Below are 15,469 nucleotides of genomic sequence, written 5' to 3'. Positions count from 1 at the left end.
ACTGGCCCGATTCCGTTGATGCAGCACCGAACACCATGACCCGATCCGACCTCGTTGAAGAACTGGCTGCCCGCTTCAGCCAGCTGACCCACCGCGATGCCGAGCATGCGGTCAAGACCATCCTGGACGCCGTGGGCGACGCGCTGGTCAGGGGCCACCGCGTGGAGATCCGCGGCTTCGGCAGCTTCTCCATCAACCGGCGTCCGCCGCGCATGGGGCGCAACCCACGCAGCGGCGAAAGCGTGGCCATTCCCGAGAAGCGCGTGCCGCACTTCAAGCCCGGCAAGGCGCTGCGCGAGGCCGTGGACAAGGGCCCGCTGGATGCCGACGAAAGGCATTACGACCGCTGACGCGGCGTGTTGTTTCGGGCCTGCGGCCCGACCGTAGAATGCCCCGGATGAGGACATTCGCTTCATGAAAAATCTGGTGTGGCTGCTCAAGTGGATACTGAAGGCAGCCATTTTTTTTACCCTGTTCGCATTCGCGCTGAACAACCAGCACGAAGGCGCGGTGCGCTTCTTCTTCGGCACCGAATGGCGGGCGCCCATGGTGCTCGTGGTGCTGGCCGCGTTCGCGCTGGGCCTGGCGCTCGGCGTGGTCGCCATGGCACCGCGCTGGTGGCGCCAGCGCCAGACGGCGCGTGCCCCGGTGGTCGAGCCGCCGGCCCCCGTGCCTGTCACGCCCCCACCTGCGGCCGAGGCCGCCACCGACACCAGCCTGGGCAACGTACCGCGCCATGGACTTTGATCTCGGCTGGATTCTGCTGGGCCTGCCGGTGGCCTTCGTGCTGGGCTGGCTGGCCTCCCGTCTCGACCTGCGCCAGCTGCGCATCGAGAACCGGCGGGCACCCAAGGCCTACTTCAAGGGCCTGAACTACCTGCTCAACGAACAGCAGGACCAGGCCATCGACGCCTTCATCGAGGCGGTGCAGAAGGACCCGGACACCACGGAACTGCACTTCGCGCTGGGCAACCTGTTCCGCCGCCGCGGCGAGTACCAGCGTGCCGTGCGCGTGCACGAGCACCTGCTCTCGCGCGCCGACCTCAGCGCCGCCGACCGCCACCGTGCGCAGCACGACCTGGCGCTGGACTTCCTGAAGGCCGGCCTGCTCGACCGCGCAGAAGATGCGCTGCGCAAGCTCGAAGGCACGCGCTACGAAGCACAGGCCCTGCTCGCGCTGCTGGCCATCTACGAACGCTCGCGCGACTGGCCGCAGGCTGCCGAGATCGGCCAGAAGCTGCAGGACCACGGCGAAGGCAGCTTCAGCGGCCGCCTGGCCCATTACCTGTGCGAGCAGGCCGCCGCGCGCAATGCCACGGGCGACCTCGATGGCGCCGCCCAGCTGCTGGCCCGCGCCGTCATCACCGCGCCGCAGGCGCCCCGCCCGCGCATCGACCAGGCCCTCATGCAGATCAAGGCCGACCGCCACACCGAGGCCTTGCACACGCTGCTGGAGCTGGCCGCCGTGGCCCCGCAGTCGGTGCCGCTGGTCGCCAGTGCGCTGGCCCAGACCGGCAGCGCCGCTGGCCAGCCGCAGCAGGCGCTGGCCGCGCTGCAGGCCAGCTACGACGGCTTCGCCTCGCTGGATGTGCTGGACGCCATCGTGGCGCTCGAAGGCGCCCAGGGCATGCAGCGCGAGCAGGCGCGCCAGCGCTACCTGCAGCACCTGGAACGCGAGCAGTCGCTGGTGGCCACGGCCCGCTGGCTGGCCGGCGAGAAGCTGGAACATGAAGAGTTCCACCCGCAGGTGCAGCGCGCCATCGAGCACGCCACGCGGCCGCTCACCCGCTACCGCTGCGCCGCCTGCGGCTTCGAGGCCAAGCAGCACTTCTGGCAATGCCCGGGCTGCCAGGCCTGGGACAGCTATCCGCCGCGCCGCGTGGAGGAACTATGAGCACCGCCGGGCCGCCCCAAGGTGCTCGGCACCGCAGCGCGCAGCGCGAAGCAACTCCAGTGAGCGCCGCGCCCGGCCGCCCCAAGCAAGCTCGCTTTCTCTCGGAGCGACAGGCCGCAGGCCGAAGGGAGTACCCATGACAACACCTGCGCTGCTGCGCAACCCCCTGCCCACCCGCGAAGCGCTGGCGCAGGCCCGTGTGCTGGTCGTCGGCGACGTCATGCTCGACCGCTACTGGTACGGCGCCGTCGACCGCATCTCGCCCGAGGCGCCCGTGCCCGTGGTGCGTGTGACGCGCGAGGAAGAGCGCATCGGCGCGGCCGCCAACGTGGCCTACAACATCGTCACGCTGGGCGCCCAGGCCTCGCTGCTGTCGGTGGTCGGCGAGGACGAGGCCAGCCACAAGCTGGAAAAGCTGGTGGCCGCCACCGGCATCGTGCCGCACTTCGGCCGCGATCCGCAGATGCGCACCACGGTCAAGCTGCGCGTGATCGGCCGCCAGCAGCAGCTGCTGCGGCTGGACTTCGAGACCTCGCCCGAGAACGAGACGCTGGCCTCGCAGTCCGCACTGTTCGACGAATTGATGCCTCGGCACGCTGCCGTGCTGTTCTCCGACTACGGCAAGGGCGGCCTGGCCCATGTGGAGCAGATGATCGCGGCGGCCCGCGCGGCCGGCAAGGACGTGCTGATCGACCCCAAGGGCAGCGACTACTCGCGCTACCGCGGCGCCACGCTGATCACGCCCAACCGGGCCGAACTCCAGCAGGTGGTGGGCAGCTGGCGCAACGAGGAAGAACTGCGCGCCAAGGCCCAGCGCCTGCGCGGCGAACTCGCGCTCGACGGCCTGCTCGTCACGCGCAGCGAGGAAGGCATGACGCTGTACGACGAGCACGGCGAAGCCCATGTGGCGGCGCAGGCGCGCGAGGTGTTCGACGTGACCGGCGCCGGCGACACCGTGATCGCCACCATGGCGGCGCTGGTGGCCGCCGGCTGCAGCCTGCGCGATGCCATGCCCATGGCCAACAAGGCCGGCGCCATCGTGGTCGGCAAGTTCGGCACGGCGACGGCCAGCTACGAAGAACTGTTCGAGGGCCATTGAGATGACACGCTATGTAGTGACCGGCGCCGCCGGGTTCATCGGCAGCAACCTCGTCAAGGGGCTCAACGCGCGCGGAGAGACCGACATCGTCGCGGTCGACGACCTCACGCAGGGCGACAAGTTCCGCAACCTCGTCGACCTCTCGATCGCCGACTACGTGGACGCCGCCGACTTCTACCAGCGCTTCGACCAGGGCCACTATGGCCGGGTCGAGGCCGTGTTCCACGAAGGCGCCTGCAGCGACACCATGGAAAGCAACGGCCAGTACATGATGGCCAACAACTACCAGCTGACCATCGCCCTGTGGCAGGCCTGCCAGCGCCAGCGCACGCGGCTGCTGTACGCCTCGTCCGCCGCCACCTACGGCGGCTCCGCCGTGTTCCGCGAAGAGCCCGCCAACGAAGCGCCGCTGAACGTCTACGGCTACTCCAAGCTGCTGGTGGACCAGCGGCTGCGCCGCGAGCTTGGCAGCCAGTTCGAGCATGCGCGCCACCAGGCCGTCGGTTTTCGCTACTTCAACGTCTACGGCCCGCGCGAGCAGCACAAGGGCCGCATGGCCAGCGTGGCCTTCCACCAATACCACCAGTTCCAGGCCGAGAACCAGGTGCGGCTGTTCGGCGAGTACGGCGGCTACGCGCCCGGGCAGCAAGAGCGCGATTTCGTCTACATCGACGACGTGGTCGCCGTGAACCTGTGGTTCCTCGACCATCCCGAGCGCTCCGGCCTGTTCAACCTGGGCACGGGCCGCGCCCAGCCCTTCAACGACGTGGCGCTGGCCGTGGTCAACGCGCGCCGCGGCACCGCGCTGACGCTCGAAGAGGCCGTGCAGCAGGAAGCCATCGTCTACACCGCCTTCCCCGACGCGCTGCGCGGCAAGTACCAGTGCCACACGCAGGCCGACCTCACGGCGCTGCGCGCGGCCGGCTGCGAACACGCCTTTGCCGACGTGCGCACAGGTGTCACGGCCTACATGCAGGCGCTGGCGCTGGCCGGCGCCTGAGATCCGATGCGCGCCGCCCTCGCCGCGCTGTTGCTGGTGCTGGTCGCTCCGGCCTGGGCGCTCGAGGTGAACGAGGCCAGCGCGGCCGAGCTCGACGGGCTGCGCGGCATCGGCCCCGGCCTGTCCACGCCCATGCTGCAAGAGCGCGCCAAGGCGCCGTTCCGCGACTGGGCCGACCTGATGGCCCGCATCAAGGGCGTCGGCCCGGGCAACGCCGCGCGCTTCTCGGCCCAGGGCCTGCGCGTGAACGGCCAGGCCTACGAGCGGCCGGCCGCCCCCTCCTCCGCGCCACGCTGACCGAAACCGCCGCCGCCGGGCGTGTGCACCTCGAACACATCGCCGGGCTGCACCGCCACCTGGCCGATGTGGCCCAGTTCCTCCACCCGCCCGTCGGCGCGCACCACACGGTTGCGCCCCAGCGCGCCGGCTTGGCCACCGGCCATGCCGAAGGCCGGGTGCACGCGCCCGTTCGACAGGATGCTGGCCGTCATCGGTTCGAGGAAGCGCACGCGCCGCACGCCGCCGTCGCCACCGCGCCAGCGGCCGGCCCCGCCCGAGCCGGCGCGGATCTCGTAGCTCTCCAGCCGCACCGGGAAACGGTGCTCCAGCACCTCGGGGTCGGTCAGGCGCGAGTTGGTCATGTGCGTCTGCACGACGCCGGTGCCGTCGAAGCCCTCGCCCGCGCCCGAGCCGCCGGCGATCGTCTCGTAGTACTGGTGCTGCGCGTTGCCGAAGGTGAAGTTGTTCATCGTGCACTGGCCGGCCGCCATCACGCCCAGCGCGCCGAACAGCGCGTTGGTGATGCAGGTCGATGTCTCCACGTTGCCGGCCACCACCGAGGCAGGTGGGTTCGGGTTCAGCATGGAACCCGGCGGGATGACGACGCGCAGCGGCTTGAGGCAACCCGCGTTGAGCGGGATGTCGTCGTCCACCAGCGTGCGGAACACGTAGAGCACGGCCGCCATGCAGACAGCGGTCGGCGCGTTGAAGTTGTTGGCCTGCTGCGGCGAGGTGCCCGTGAAGTCGATGACCGCGCTGCGCGCCGCGGCGTCCAAGCGGATGGCCACCTGGATCTGCGCGCCGTTGTCCAGCGGCAGCGTGAAGGCGCCGTCTTTGAGCCGCGTGATGACGCGGCGCACCGACTCCTCGGCGTTGTCCTGCACATGGCCCATGTAGGCCCGCACCACGTCCAGGCCGTACTGCGCCACCATGCTGCGCAGCTCCTGCACGCCTTTTTCGTTGGCAGCGACCTGGGCCTTGAGGTCCGCCAGGTTCTGCTGCGGGTTCCTCGCTGGAAACTCTCCTGTCGCCAGCAGCGCCAGGACCTCGGCCTCGCGCAGCTGGCCGCGCTCGACCAGCAGGAAGTTGACGATCTGCACACCCTCCTCCTCGATGCGCGTGGAGAACGGCGGCATCGAGCCCGGCGTGCTGCCGCCGATGTCGGCATGGTGGCCGCGCGAACCCACGTAGAACAGCGGCTGCGCATCGGCTTCGCGCAGGTACACGGGCGTGATCACCGTCACGTCCGGCAGGTGGGTGCCGCCGTGGTAGGGGTCGTTCAGCGCGAACACGTCGCCCGGCTGCATGCGGTGCCGGTTGTCGCGGATCACGGCCCGGATGCTCTCGCCCATGGAACCCAGGTGCACCGGCATGTGCGGCGCGTTGGCCACGAGCTGGCCCTCGCCGTCGAACAGCGCGCAGCTGAAGTCCAGCCGCTCCTTGATGTTCACCGAGTGCGCGGTGTTCTGCAGCTGCAGGCCCATCTGCTCGGCGATGTTCATGAAGAGGTTGTTGAAGACCTCCAGCAGCACCGGGTCCACCGTGGTGCCGGCCGCATGGGCCGACGCACGGGGCTGGCGGCGCTCCAGTACCAGGTGGCCGCGCTCGGTCAGGCGGGCCTCCCAGCCGGGCTCCAGCACGGTGGTGGCATTGCGCTCGGCGATGATGGCCGGGCCGGCGATGCGGTCGCCGGGCCGCAGGTCATCGCGTACCACCAGCGCGGCCTCGCGCCAGGCGCCCTCGCAGTACATGGGCACGGTTTCGCGCACCGGCGCAGGCCGAGGCGCGCCCAAGGGCAGCAGCGGCTCGGCCGGCGCGTCGCCGGCCAGCACGGCCTCGACCGACACGGCCTCGACCACCAGCGCCCGGCCAGCCATCAGAAAGGAGAAGCGCTGGCGGTAGGCCGCCTCGAACGCCTCCCGCATCCGGGGCAGCTCGCCGAACGACACGACCAGCGCCGCATCGCTGCCCTGGTAGCGCAGGTGCACGCGCCGGTGCACCAGCTTGGCGCCCTGCCCCATGGCCTGGCGCGCGAGTTCGGTGCCGGCCGCCTCGGCCAGCTGCTCCAGCGCGGCGGCCACGGCCGCCAGCTGGTCGGGCTGCAGCGGCAGTTCCAGCGCCTGCTCGCGCAGCACGGACTGGTCGGCCAGCCCCATGCCGTAGGCGCTCAGCACGCCGGCCAGCGGGTGCACGAACACGCGGGCCATGCCCAGCGCATCGGCCACCAGACAGGCGTGCTGGCCACCCGCACCGCCGAAGCACTGCAGCGTGTAGCGCGTGACGTCGTAGCCGCGCGCCACCGAGATCTTCTTGACCGCGTTGGCCATCTGCTGCACCGCGATGGCGATGCAGCCCTCGGCCACCTGCTCTGCGCTGCGCCCGGCCTGCGCCGCCAGTTCGGCGAAGCGCTGGCGCACCACCTCCAGGCCCAGCGCCTCGTCGCCGCCCGGCCCGAACACCTGCGGGAACCAGGCCGGCTGGATCTTGCCGAGCAGCACATTGGCATCGGTCACCGCCAGCGGCCCGCCACGCCGATAGCTGGCCGGCCCCGGGTTGGCGCCGGCGCTCTGCGGCCCCACGCGAAAGCGCTGGCCGTCGAACTGCAGGATGGAGCCGCCGCCGGCCGCCACGGTGTGGATGGCCATCATCGGCGCGCGCATGCGCACGCCGGCCACCTGGGTCTCGAACTCGCGCTCGAACACCCCGGCGTAGTGCGACACATCGGTCGAGGTGCCGCCCATGTCGAAGCCGATCACGCGCTCGTGCCCACCGATCCGTGCGGTCCGCGCCATGCCCACGATGCCGCCGGCCGGCCCCGACAGGATCGCGTCCTTGCCCTGGAAGGCGTGGGCGTCGGCCAGCCCGCCGGAGGACTGCATGAACAGCAGGCGCACGCCCGGCATCTGCCGCGCCACCTGGTCCACGTAGCGGCGCAGGATGGGCGAGAGGTAGGCGTCGACCACGGTGGTGTCGCCGCGGCTCACCAGCTTCATCATCGGGCTGGTGCGGTACGAGGCGCTGACCTGTGTGAAGCCGATCTCGCCCGCGATGCGCGCGGCCGCCTGCTCGTGCGCCGTGAAGCGCCAGCCGTGCAGGAAAACGATGGCCACGCTGCGCAGCCCGCTGTCGAACGCAGCCTGCAGCCGGGCCCGCAGCGCGGCCTCGTCCAGCGGCTGCAGCACGGCGCCGTCGGCCGCGACGCGCTCTTCGGCCTCGACCACGGCGCTGTACAGCTGCTCGGGCAGCACGATGCGCCGGTCGAACAGCCGCGGCCGGTTCTGGTAGGCGATGCGCAGCGCATCGCGAAAGCCCCGCGTCGTCACCAGCAGCGTGGGCGCGCCCTTGCGCTCCAGCAGCGCGTTGGTGGCCACCGTGGTGCCCATCTTCACGCACTCCACCTGCCCGGCCGTGATGGGCTGGCCGGGCGCCAGGCCCAGCACGGCGCGGATGCCGGCGACGGCCGCGTCGTCGTAGCGCTCCGGGTTCTCGGACAGCAGCTTGTGCGTACAGAGCTGCCCATCGGGGCCGCGGCCCACGATGTCGGTGAAGGTGCCGCCGCGGTCGATCCAGAACTGCCAGCGGGCCGGTGTCGAAGCTTCAGTGCGCATGGGCTCTCCTGCATGCATGCTACGTGCCGCGGCCCCGGGGCAAACACGGTGAAGGTGGCCCGGGAATTGCATTTATCCTGCACCCCGCCATTTCCACCCACCCCATCTCAGCCCCATCTCCCCGGAGGGATTCCCGTATGAAGTACCGCATCGGAATGCTCGTGGCCGCCCTGACCCTGGGCGCGCAGGCCTTCGCCCAGACCAAGTGGGACCTGCCCAGCGCCTACCCGGCGACCAACCTGCACACCGAGAACCTGACGCAGTTCGCGGCCGACGTGGACAAGGCCACGGCCGGCAAGCTCAAGATCGTGGTGCACGCCAACGCATCGCTGTTCAAGGCGCCCGAGATCAAGCGCGCCGTGCAGGGCGGCCAGGCCCAGGCCGGCGAGATCCTGATGGTCAACTTCGAGAACGACAACCCGCTGTTCGGCCTGGACGGCGTGCCCTTCCTGGCCACGGGCTACGGCGACGCCATGAAGCTCTACAAGGCGCAAAAGCCCGCGCTCGACAAGCTGCTGGCCAGCCAGAACCTCAAGCTGCTCTACGCCGTGGCCTGGCCGCCGCAGGGCATCTTCGCCAACAAGCAGATCAACTCGGGCGCCGACATGAAGGGCCTCAAGTGGCGCGCCTACAGCCCGGCCACGGCCAAGATCGCCGACCTCGTGGGCGCCCAGCCCGTCACCGTGCAGCAGGCCGAGCTGGCCCAGGCCATGGCCACCGGCGTGATCGACTCCTACATGTCCTCGGGCTCCACGGGCTACGACTCCAAGACCTACGAGCACATCAAGAACTTCTACGACACCCAGGCCTGGCTGCCCAAGAACGCGGTGATCGTCAACGCCAAGGCCTTCGACGCGCTCGACAAGCCCACGCAGGAGGCGCTCATGAAGGCCGCGGCCGAGGCCGAGGCGCGCGGGTGGAAGAGCAGCGAGGAGAAGACCGCCTGGTATTTGCAGCAGCTCGCCGGCAAGGGCATGAACATCGTCAAGCCCACGCCGCAGCTCATGGCCGACATGAAGAAGGTCGGCGACGTGATGCTGGCCGACTGGCTCAAGAAGGCCGGGCCGGACGGCCAGGCCGTGGTCGACGCCTACCGCAAGTAAGGGCACGGTCCGGTGCTGCGCCGCCTGCTCGACGGCCTGTTCGATTGGACGGGCCGGCTCGCCGCCCTGTGCGTGCTGGCCATCTTCGCGCTCATGATCTACGCCTCCATCGGCCGCATGGCCGACCTGCGCGTGGGCTGGGTCAACGACGTCGTGGCCTGGGCCTGCGCGGCCGCGGCCTTCCTGGCCATGGGCCATGCCTTCAAGCACGGCGACTTCGTGCGCGTGACGTTGGTGCTGGACAAGGTCCACACCGGCGTGCGGCGCGTGCTGGAGGTCGTCTCGCTGGCGATCGCCGCCGTGTCCGTCTCCTACCTCGCCTGGTGGGCCGCGCGCTTCACCTATGAAAGCTGGGAGTTCCACGACATGGCCGGCGGCATGGTCGTGATCCCGATCTGGGTGCCGCAGATGACCTTCGTCGTCGGCGCCATCGTGCTGCTGCTGGCCGTGCTCGACGAACTCGTGCTGGTGCTGCGCGGCGAGAAACCCACCTACGTGCGCCTGGTCGAGGAACGGCACGCGCGCGGCGACTACTCCGAAGACATCTGAGACCATGAGCCTGATCGCCGTCGGAGGCCTGCTCCTCCTCGTCATGCTGTTGCTGCTCGCGGGCGGCGTCTGGATCGCCATGGCGCTGGCGATCGCCGGCTGGGTCGGCCAGGCGTTCTTCACCACCACGCTGCCAGGCAAGAACCTGTTCTCGGCCTTCTGGGAGTCCAACGTTTCCTGGGAACTGGCGGCGCTGCCGCTGTTCATCTGGATGGGCGAGATCCTGTTCCGCACGCGGCTGTCCGAGCAGATGTTCTCGGGGCTGGCACCGTGGCTCAACCGCATCCCGGGGCGGCTCATGCACACCACCATCCTGGGCTGCGGCATCTTCGGCTCGGTCTCGGGCTCGTCGGCCGCCACCTGCGCCACCATCAGCAAGGTGGCCCTGCCCGAGCTGCAGCGCCGCGGCTACGACGAGAAGCTCACGCTGGGCGCGCTGGCCTGCGGCGGCACGCTGGGCATCCTGATCCCGCCGTCCATCACCATGGTGGTCTACGCGGTCGCGGCCGATGCGTCCATCATCCGCATCTTCCTGGCGGGCTTCTTGCCGGGCTTCCTGCTGATGCTGCTGTTCTCGCTGTACATCGGCTGGTGGAGCCTGCGCAACCCCGACAAGGTGCCGCCCGGCGAGCCGCCGATGTCCTTCGGCGAGAAGATGCGCCGCTCCGGCAGCCTGATCCCGTGTGGCCTGTTGATCGTGCTGATCGTCTGGGTTCTGGTGGCCGGCTGGGCCACGGCCACGGAATGCGCGGCCTGGGGCGTGCTGGGCTCGCTGGCCATCGCCGCGGCCAGCCGCTCGCTGACATGGAAGAACTTCTGGGAAGGCCTGATGGGCACCACGCGCACGAGCTGCATGATCATGTTCATCCTGGCCGGCGCGGCCTTCCTGACCAAGACCATGGCCTTCACAGGCATCCCGCGCGAACTGGCCGAATGGGTGGACAGCATGGACCTGTCGCCCTACACGCTGATCTTCGTGTTGACCTTCGTCTACCTGGTGCTGGGCACGGCGCTGGACGGCATCTCCATGATCGTGCTGACCAGCGCCGTGGTGCTGCCCATGATCCAGAAGGCCGGCTTCGACCTGGTCTGGTTCGGCATCTTCGTGGTACTGCTGGTGGAGATCGCCGAGGTCACGCCGCCGGTGGGCTTCAACCTCTTCGTGCTGCAGAACATGACGGGCAAGGACAGCAACACCATCGCGCTGGCCGCCGTGCCCTTCTTCGTCTGCATGATCGTCTGCATCGTGCTGATCACCGTGTTCCCCCAGATCGTGACGGGCCTGCCCGACCTGCTGATGGGGGCGGCGCGCTGATGCTGGCGCCCGTGGCCGTGGGCGTGGGCGCGGCCGTCGGCGCGCTGTTGCGCTGGCGGCTGTCGGTGTGGCTCAACACCGGTGGGCCCATGCCGCTGGGCACGCTGGCCGCCAACCTGATCGGCGGCTACTTCGTGGGGGTGTGCGTGGCCGTGTTCCAGGCCATGCCGCAGATCGACCCGGTCTGGCGGCTCGCGCTGGTCACCGGGCTGCTGGGCGGGCTCACCACGTTCTCGAGCTTTTCGGCCGAGGTGGTGCTGATGCTGCAGGCCCAGCGCTATGGCCTGGCCCTGGCCACGGCCGCCACGCACCTGCTGGGCTCGCTGGTGCTGACGTTCGCGGGCCTCAAGACCGTGGCGCTGGTGCTCGGGCGCTGAACGCCGCGCTCAACGCCGCCAGCCGTCCCGGTCCCGGCGGTCGTACCGGTGGCCATGGCGCGGCCCATGGAAATGCGGCGGCGGGCCGTAGTAGATGGGCTGCGGCTGGTAGTACACGCGCGGCGGCGGCGCGTAGTAGACCGGTGGCGGTTCGTAGTAGCGCGGCGGCTGGTAATAGCGCGGCGGCGCGTAATAACGCGGCGGCGCCTGCACGATGACGGGCGGCCCCACATAGACCGGCGCGTTGCCCACGATGACCTGGGCGCCCGGCGCGCCCACGCCCACCGACCAGACCACGTCGCGCGCCTGGGCGCCCGACACCAGTGCCAGGCCGGCGATGCCGATGGCCGCAGCGGCGGCCCAGCGGCCAGCTTGCTTCAATGCCATGTGCGTACTCCTTGTGCGTCGCCGCGGACTGCGGCCATGCCCTATTGACGCACCAAGATGCAAATGGATGACGCAGCGCGGGTTAAACCGGTTACGGCGGGTAACGACTGCTGCGCGGGCGCCGCACAAGCGCGTCACCAGCGGGCATCTGCCGCGGGCCTCCTAGAATCGGTTGCATGAATTCCCCCGCGTCCGAGCCGACCGACCACAAGCAAAGCAATTTCCTGCGCCAGATCATCGAGAACGACCTGGCCCAGGGCACCTATGCCAGCCGCCACTGGGGCGGCAGCCCCGGCGATGCCGCCCACCATGCCCAGGGCCCCAGCGACCCGGCGCGGGTTCGCCTGCGCTTTCCGCCCGAGCCCAACGGCTACCTGCACGTGGGCCATGCCAAGAGCATCTGCCTGAACTTCGGCCTGGCGCGTGACTACGGCGGCGTCTGCCACCTGCGTTTCGACGACACCAACCCCGAGAAGGAAGACCAGGAGTACGTCGCCAGCATCGTCGACAGCGTGCGCTGGCTGGGCTTCAACTGGGAGTCCGCCGGCACCAACCACCTCTACCAGGCCAGCGACTACTTCGACTTCATGTACCGCGCGGCCGAGTACCTGATCGAGGCCGGCCACGCCTACGTGGACGAGCAGAGCCCCGAGGAGATGCGCGCCAACCGCGGCGACTTCGGCAAGCCCGGCGTGGACAGCCCCTTCCGCAGCCGCACGCCCGCGGAGAACCTGGCCCGCTTTCGCGAGATGCGCGACGGCCAACTCGCCGATGGCGCCGCCGTGCTGCGCGCCAGGATCGACATGGCCAGCCCCAACATCAACATGCGCGACCCGGCGATCTACCGCATCCGCCGCGCCACGCACCACAACACGGGCGACCGCTGGTGCATCTACCCGATGTACACCTATGCGCACCCGATCGAGGACGCGCTGGAGCAGATCACGCACAGCATCTGCACGCTGGAGTTCGAAGACCAGCGCCCGTTCTACGACTGGCTGCTCGAGCGCCTGGCCGAAGGCGGCCTGCTGTCGGCCCCGCCGCCGCGGCAGTACGAGTTCGCGCGGCTGAACCTGACCTACGTGATCACCAGCAAGCGCAAGCTCGCCCAGCTCGTCAACGAGGCGCGCGTGAGCGGCTGGGACGACCCGCGCATGCCCACCATCGTGGGCCTGCGCCGGCGCGGCTACACGGCCGAAGCCATCCAGCTCTTCGCCGAGCGCATCGGCGTGACCAAGAGCGACAGCTGGATCGACTACAGCACACTGGAAGGCGCGCTGCGCGACACGCTGGACGCCACCGCCTCGCGCGCCATGGCCGTGCTGGACCCGGTCAAGCTCGTCATCACCAACTGGGATGCGCTGCACGGCGCCGGCCTGCTGGACGACTGCAGCGCGCCCATCAACCCGCACGCACCCGAGCAGGGCCGGCGCAGCTTCCAGTTCGGCAAGGAACTGTGGATCGAGCGCAGCGACTACGAGGAAACGCCGCCCAAGGGCTTTCACCGCCTGTACCCGCCGCAGACCGCGGCCGATGGCACGTCCAAGCCCGGCAACCGCGTGCGCCTGAAGTACGGCCACGTGGTGCAGTGCACGGGCGCCCTGCGCGATGACCAGGGCCGCATCACCGAGGTGCACGCCGAACTCGTGCCCGACACCAAGAGCGGCACGCCGGGCGCGGACGCCATCAAGGTCAAGGGCGTGATCACCTGGGTCGGCGTGCACGACGCCGTGCCGGCCGAGGTGCGGCTGTACGAGCGCCTGTTCAACGATGCGCACCCCGATGCCGGCGGCAAGAACTTCCTGGACAGCCTGAACCCGGACAGCCTGCGCACCGTGCAGGCCTACCTGGAACCCTCGCTGGCCAGCGCTGGCGTGGACGACCGCTACCAGTTCGAGCGCCATGGCTACTTCGTGGCCGACCGGCGCGACCACCATCCCGACAAGCCGGTGTTCAACCGCACCACGGGCCTGCGGGACAGCTGGGGCAAGTAAGCCTCCAACGGGGCCCAGCCGCCAGGGCCTTGCGGGCTGCGCCGCTGTCATCGGCGTTTCACATGGCTTTGGACAATGGCAGGTTCCGCGCGCTTTGGCGCCGGAATCCTTGCCGTGACGCCACCACGCCTTCTCCTGCAGCTGCCCGCGTGCCTTCGCCGGTTCGTGGTCGGCCTGCTGCTGGTGGCCCTGCCCCTGCACGGCCTGGGCGGGGCGCTGCTGCGCATGCTGGGGCCCGAGCACCGGCATGAAGCGGCGGCCGAGGCGCCGTCCTGGCCGGGCTTGGTCGGCGGCACCCTGCAGTCGGCGGTGCAATCGCTCGTGCAGTCCGTGGTGGGACCGCAGACCGCCCGGCTGGTCGAGAACCTGCGCCTGCAGGCCCGGCTGCGGCCCGCCGCCTCGGGCCATGCCCATGGGTCGGGCGCGCACCACCATCACCACGACACGCTGGCGCGCCACCACCACGCGCCGCACGACGCCTCGGTCGTCGCCACCGACGGCCACGGCGGCGGCACCGATGCGGCCACGGCTGGCGGCACGCTGATGCCGCTGGCATTGCCCGCGGCGCTGGCCATTCCGACGGCACCGGCCCGGCTGCTGCGCTGGCCGGACCGCGGCGAAACGCCCTGGCACAGCCACGTGCCTGCCCTGCCCGAACGCCCACCGCGCGCCTGATGCCTGCGGCCCGCCGCGCGCGGGCCCCGATGGCGCACGCCGTACCGGCCGACCCGGCCAGGCCGTGCCGTGCGCCATCGCCTTGCCAGTGGCCCCGCGCCGCCGCAGACCGCTGCGGCACGCCGGGTCTCCCACAAGCCAGCACCGTCCGGTGGACGTGCGCGTCCGCTGGCCGGGCAAGGAGGACACCCATGACGGCATCGACCGATCACGACCTCGCCGAGGCCGGGCGCCGGCTCGGCCACGACATCCACACCAGCACGCGCTGGCCCCGCCTGGAGGGCTGGCCCGGCGCCGTGCGCGAAGGCTTCGACGCCGCCGCCCATGCACGCCTGCCGCGCGCCACGCCCGACCGCTTCGCGCGCAAGTGGCTGCAGCTGCGCCTAGGCGCCTGGCGCCGCGGCCGCATCGTCGACGACGAGGTCACGCCCGCGCTGCTGCGCACGCTGGACGTGACGCATTGCCCCGTCACGCGCGAGGCGCTGACCCACGGCGAGCACCTCGATACCGACTGGTCGATCGACCGGCTCAACAACGACGCCGCCTACGCCGCCAGCAACCTCGCCGTGATGAGCGTGCGCGCCAACCGCGCCAAGGGCGCGCGCAGCTTCGAGGAGGTGCTGCTGCTGGCCGGCCTGCCGCACGCCACGGCCGGGCTCGCGCCGCGCGAGTGGCTGCGCCTGGCCACGCTGATGCTGGGGCCGGCCTTCGCCACCCGCCACCTGGCGGCGCCGGCGCTGCCGCTGTGCGCGCCGCTGCCCTGCCGCTCCACCCGGCTGGCGCTGCAGCAGATCCAGCGGCTGCTCACACTGCAGGCACAGCGGCCCGCGGGCAAGAACCGGCTCGTGCGCGACCTGCGGCCGGCCTGCCGCACCGAGCGCGCCATGCTGCGGCTGCGCACGCTGGCCGACGCCGTGCACGAGGGGCTCAAGCGCCTGCCGGCCGATGCCGAGTGCTGGGATGTGTGGCTGCAGCCCGGCCTGATGCCCGCGCTGCAGGCCTGGCGCGAGACGCTGGACCCGCCGGCCTGGGCCTGCGCGGCGCAGATCGCCGGGCAACTGGCCGGTGCACGGCGCGAGACTGCGCAGCGGCTGCAGGCCTGGCGGCTGCCGAGCCGGGGCTACCACGCCATGCCGCCGCCCGAACGTCAACAGCCTGTCACGGATGCGCCCTAGAGTCCGCCGGTTCT

15 protein-coding genes are annotated in these 15,469 nt (G+C 70.6%); 13 read left to right on the top strand and 2 right to left on the bottom strand.

The window, feature by feature from the left end; genetic code table 11:
* The first annotated feature begins 35 nt into the window (after positions 1-35).
* The 6 genes from ASF44_RS14560 (at position 36) to ASF44_RS14535 (ending at position 4,290) form a co-directional block, all read left to right on the top strand.
* Positions 36-350 carry an integration host factor subunit beta gene (locus tag ASF44_RS14560; RefSeq protein ID WP_056899948.1) on the top strand — a complete coding sequence of 105 codons (315 nt, stop codon included), beginning with the start codon at positions 36-38 and terminating at the stop codon, positions 348-350.
* A gap of 76 nt (positions 351-426) precedes the next feature.
* Positions 427-747 carry a lipopolysaccharide assembly protein LapA domain-containing protein gene (locus ASF44_RS14555; RefSeq protein ID WP_369820930.1) on the top strand — a complete coding sequence of 107 codons (321 nt, stop codon included), beginning with the start codon at positions 427-429 and terminating at the stop codon, positions 745-747.
* On the top strand, positions 737-1,894 hold the full coding sequence (lapB, locus tag ASF44_RS14550) for a lipopolysaccharide assembly protein LapB (RefSeq protein ID WP_056899946.1): 1,158 nt from the start codon (positions 737-739) through the stop codon (positions 1,892-1,894). Before ASF44_RS14555 ends, lapB begins: the two co-directional genes overlap by 11 nt.
* 136 nt (positions 1,895-2,030) lie before the next feature.
* Positions 2,031-2,993 (top strand): D-glycero-beta-D-manno-heptose-7-phosphate kinase, encoded by a 963-nt coding sequence (gene rfaE1, locus ASF44_RS14545; protein WP_056899945.1) that lies wholly within the window; start codon positions 2,031-2,033, stop codon positions 2,991-2,993.
* Position 2,994: 1 nt separating this feature from the next.
* Positions 2,995-3,993: an ADP-glyceromanno-heptose 6-epimerase gene (rfaD, locus tag ASF44_RS14540; RefSeq protein ID WP_056899944.1), complete on the top strand. Its 999-nt coding sequence runs from the start codon at positions 2,995-2,997 to the stop codon at positions 3,991-3,993.
* Between the two features lie 6 nt (positions 3,994-3,999).
* Positions 4,000-4,290: a helix-hairpin-helix domain-containing protein gene (locus ASF44_RS14535; RefSeq protein ID WP_056899943.1), complete on the top strand. Its 291-nt coding sequence runs from the start codon at positions 4,000-4,002 to the stop codon at positions 4,288-4,290.
* Here the strand turns inward: ASF44_RS14535 and ASF44_RS14530 are convergent.
* Positions 4,251-7,880: a hydantoinase B/oxoprolinase family protein gene (locus tag ASF44_RS14530; RefSeq protein ID WP_056899942.1), complete on the bottom strand. Its 3,630-nt coding sequence runs from the start codon at positions 7,878-7,880 to the stop codon at positions 4,251-4,253. The two genes, ASF44_RS14535 and ASF44_RS14530, sit on opposite strands and share 40 nt — an antisense overlap.
* Before the next feature lie 137 nt (positions 7,881-8,017).
* Between ASF44_RS14530 and ASF44_RS14525 the strand changes: the two genes are divergently transcribed.
* The 4 genes from ASF44_RS14525 to crcB are packed head-to-tail and all read left to right on the top strand — an operon-like array spanning position 8,018 to position 11,224.
* Positions 8,018-8,983 carry a TRAP transporter substrate-binding protein gene (locus ASF44_RS14525; RefSeq protein WP_056899941.1) on the top strand — a complete coding sequence of 322 codons (966 nt, stop codon included), beginning with the start codon at positions 8,018-8,020 and terminating at the stop codon, positions 8,981-8,983.
* 15 nt (positions 8,984-8,998) lie between these two features.
* Complete coding sequence (locus ASF44_RS14520; RefSeq protein ID WP_082524810.1) at positions 8,999-9,532, top strand: TRAP transporter small permease subunit; 534 nt, start codon at positions 8,999-9,001, stop codon at positions 9,530-9,532.
* 4 nt (positions 9,533-9,536) lie between these two features.
* Positions 9,537-10,847 (top strand): TRAP transporter large permease, encoded by a 1,311-nt coding sequence (locus ASF44_RS14515; RefSeq protein WP_056899939.1) that lies wholly within the window; start codon positions 9,537-9,539, stop codon positions 10,845-10,847.
* Positions 10,847-11,224: a fluoride efflux transporter CrcB gene (crcB, locus tag ASF44_RS14510; protein ID WP_056899938.1), complete on the top strand. Its 378-nt coding sequence runs from the start codon at positions 10,847-10,849 to the stop codon at positions 11,222-11,224. Before ASF44_RS14515 ends, crcB begins: the two co-directional genes overlap by 1 nt.
* A 9-nt stretch (positions 11,225-11,233) precedes the next feature.
* Here crcB and ASF44_RS14505 read toward each other — a convergent pair whose 3' ends face one another.
* The gene (locus ASF44_RS14505) at positions 11,234-11,611 is read right to left on the bottom strand and encodes a hypothetical protein (protein ID WP_056899937.1); all 378 of its coding nucleotides are present in this window, start codon (positions 11,609-11,611) and stop codon (positions 11,234-11,236) included.
* Positions 11,612-11,787: 176 nt separating this feature from the next.
* On the opposite strand from ASF44_RS14505, the gene ASF44_RS14500 reads away from it, so the two are divergent.
* The 3 genes from ASF44_RS14500 to ASF44_RS14490 all read left to right on the top strand — a co-directional run bounded on the left by ASF44_RS14500 (position 11,788) and on the right by ASF44_RS14490 (position 15,455).
* Positions 11,788-13,605, top strand: coding sequence for a glutamine--tRNA ligase/YqeY domain fusion protein (locus tag ASF44_RS14500; RefSeq protein WP_056899936.1), 1,818 nt, complete (start codon positions 11,788-11,790; stop codon positions 13,603-13,605).
* Positions 13,606-13,719: 114 nt separating this feature from the next.
* Positions 13,720-14,280, top strand: coding sequence for a hypothetical protein (locus tag ASF44_RS14495; RefSeq protein ID WP_156374508.1), 561 nt, complete (start codon positions 13,720-13,722; stop codon positions 14,278-14,280).
* A gap of 191 nt (positions 14,281-14,471) precedes the next feature.
* Entirely contained in the window at positions 14,472-15,455 is a 984-nt protein-coding gene (locus tag ASF44_RS14490; protein WP_056899934.1) for a hypothetical protein, read from the top strand.
* Positions 15,456-15,469 lie beyond the last annotated feature (14 nt).

It is taken from the genome of Pseudorhodoferax sp. Leaf274 (genome assembly GCF_001422445.1).
Classification (GTDB): Bacteria; Pseudomonadota; Gammaproteobacteria; order Burkholderiales; family Burkholderiaceae_C; genus Pseudorhodoferax.
The sequence above is the reverse complement of the archived record's forward strand: the minus strand, read 5'-3'. Positions and strand labels throughout refer to the sequence as shown.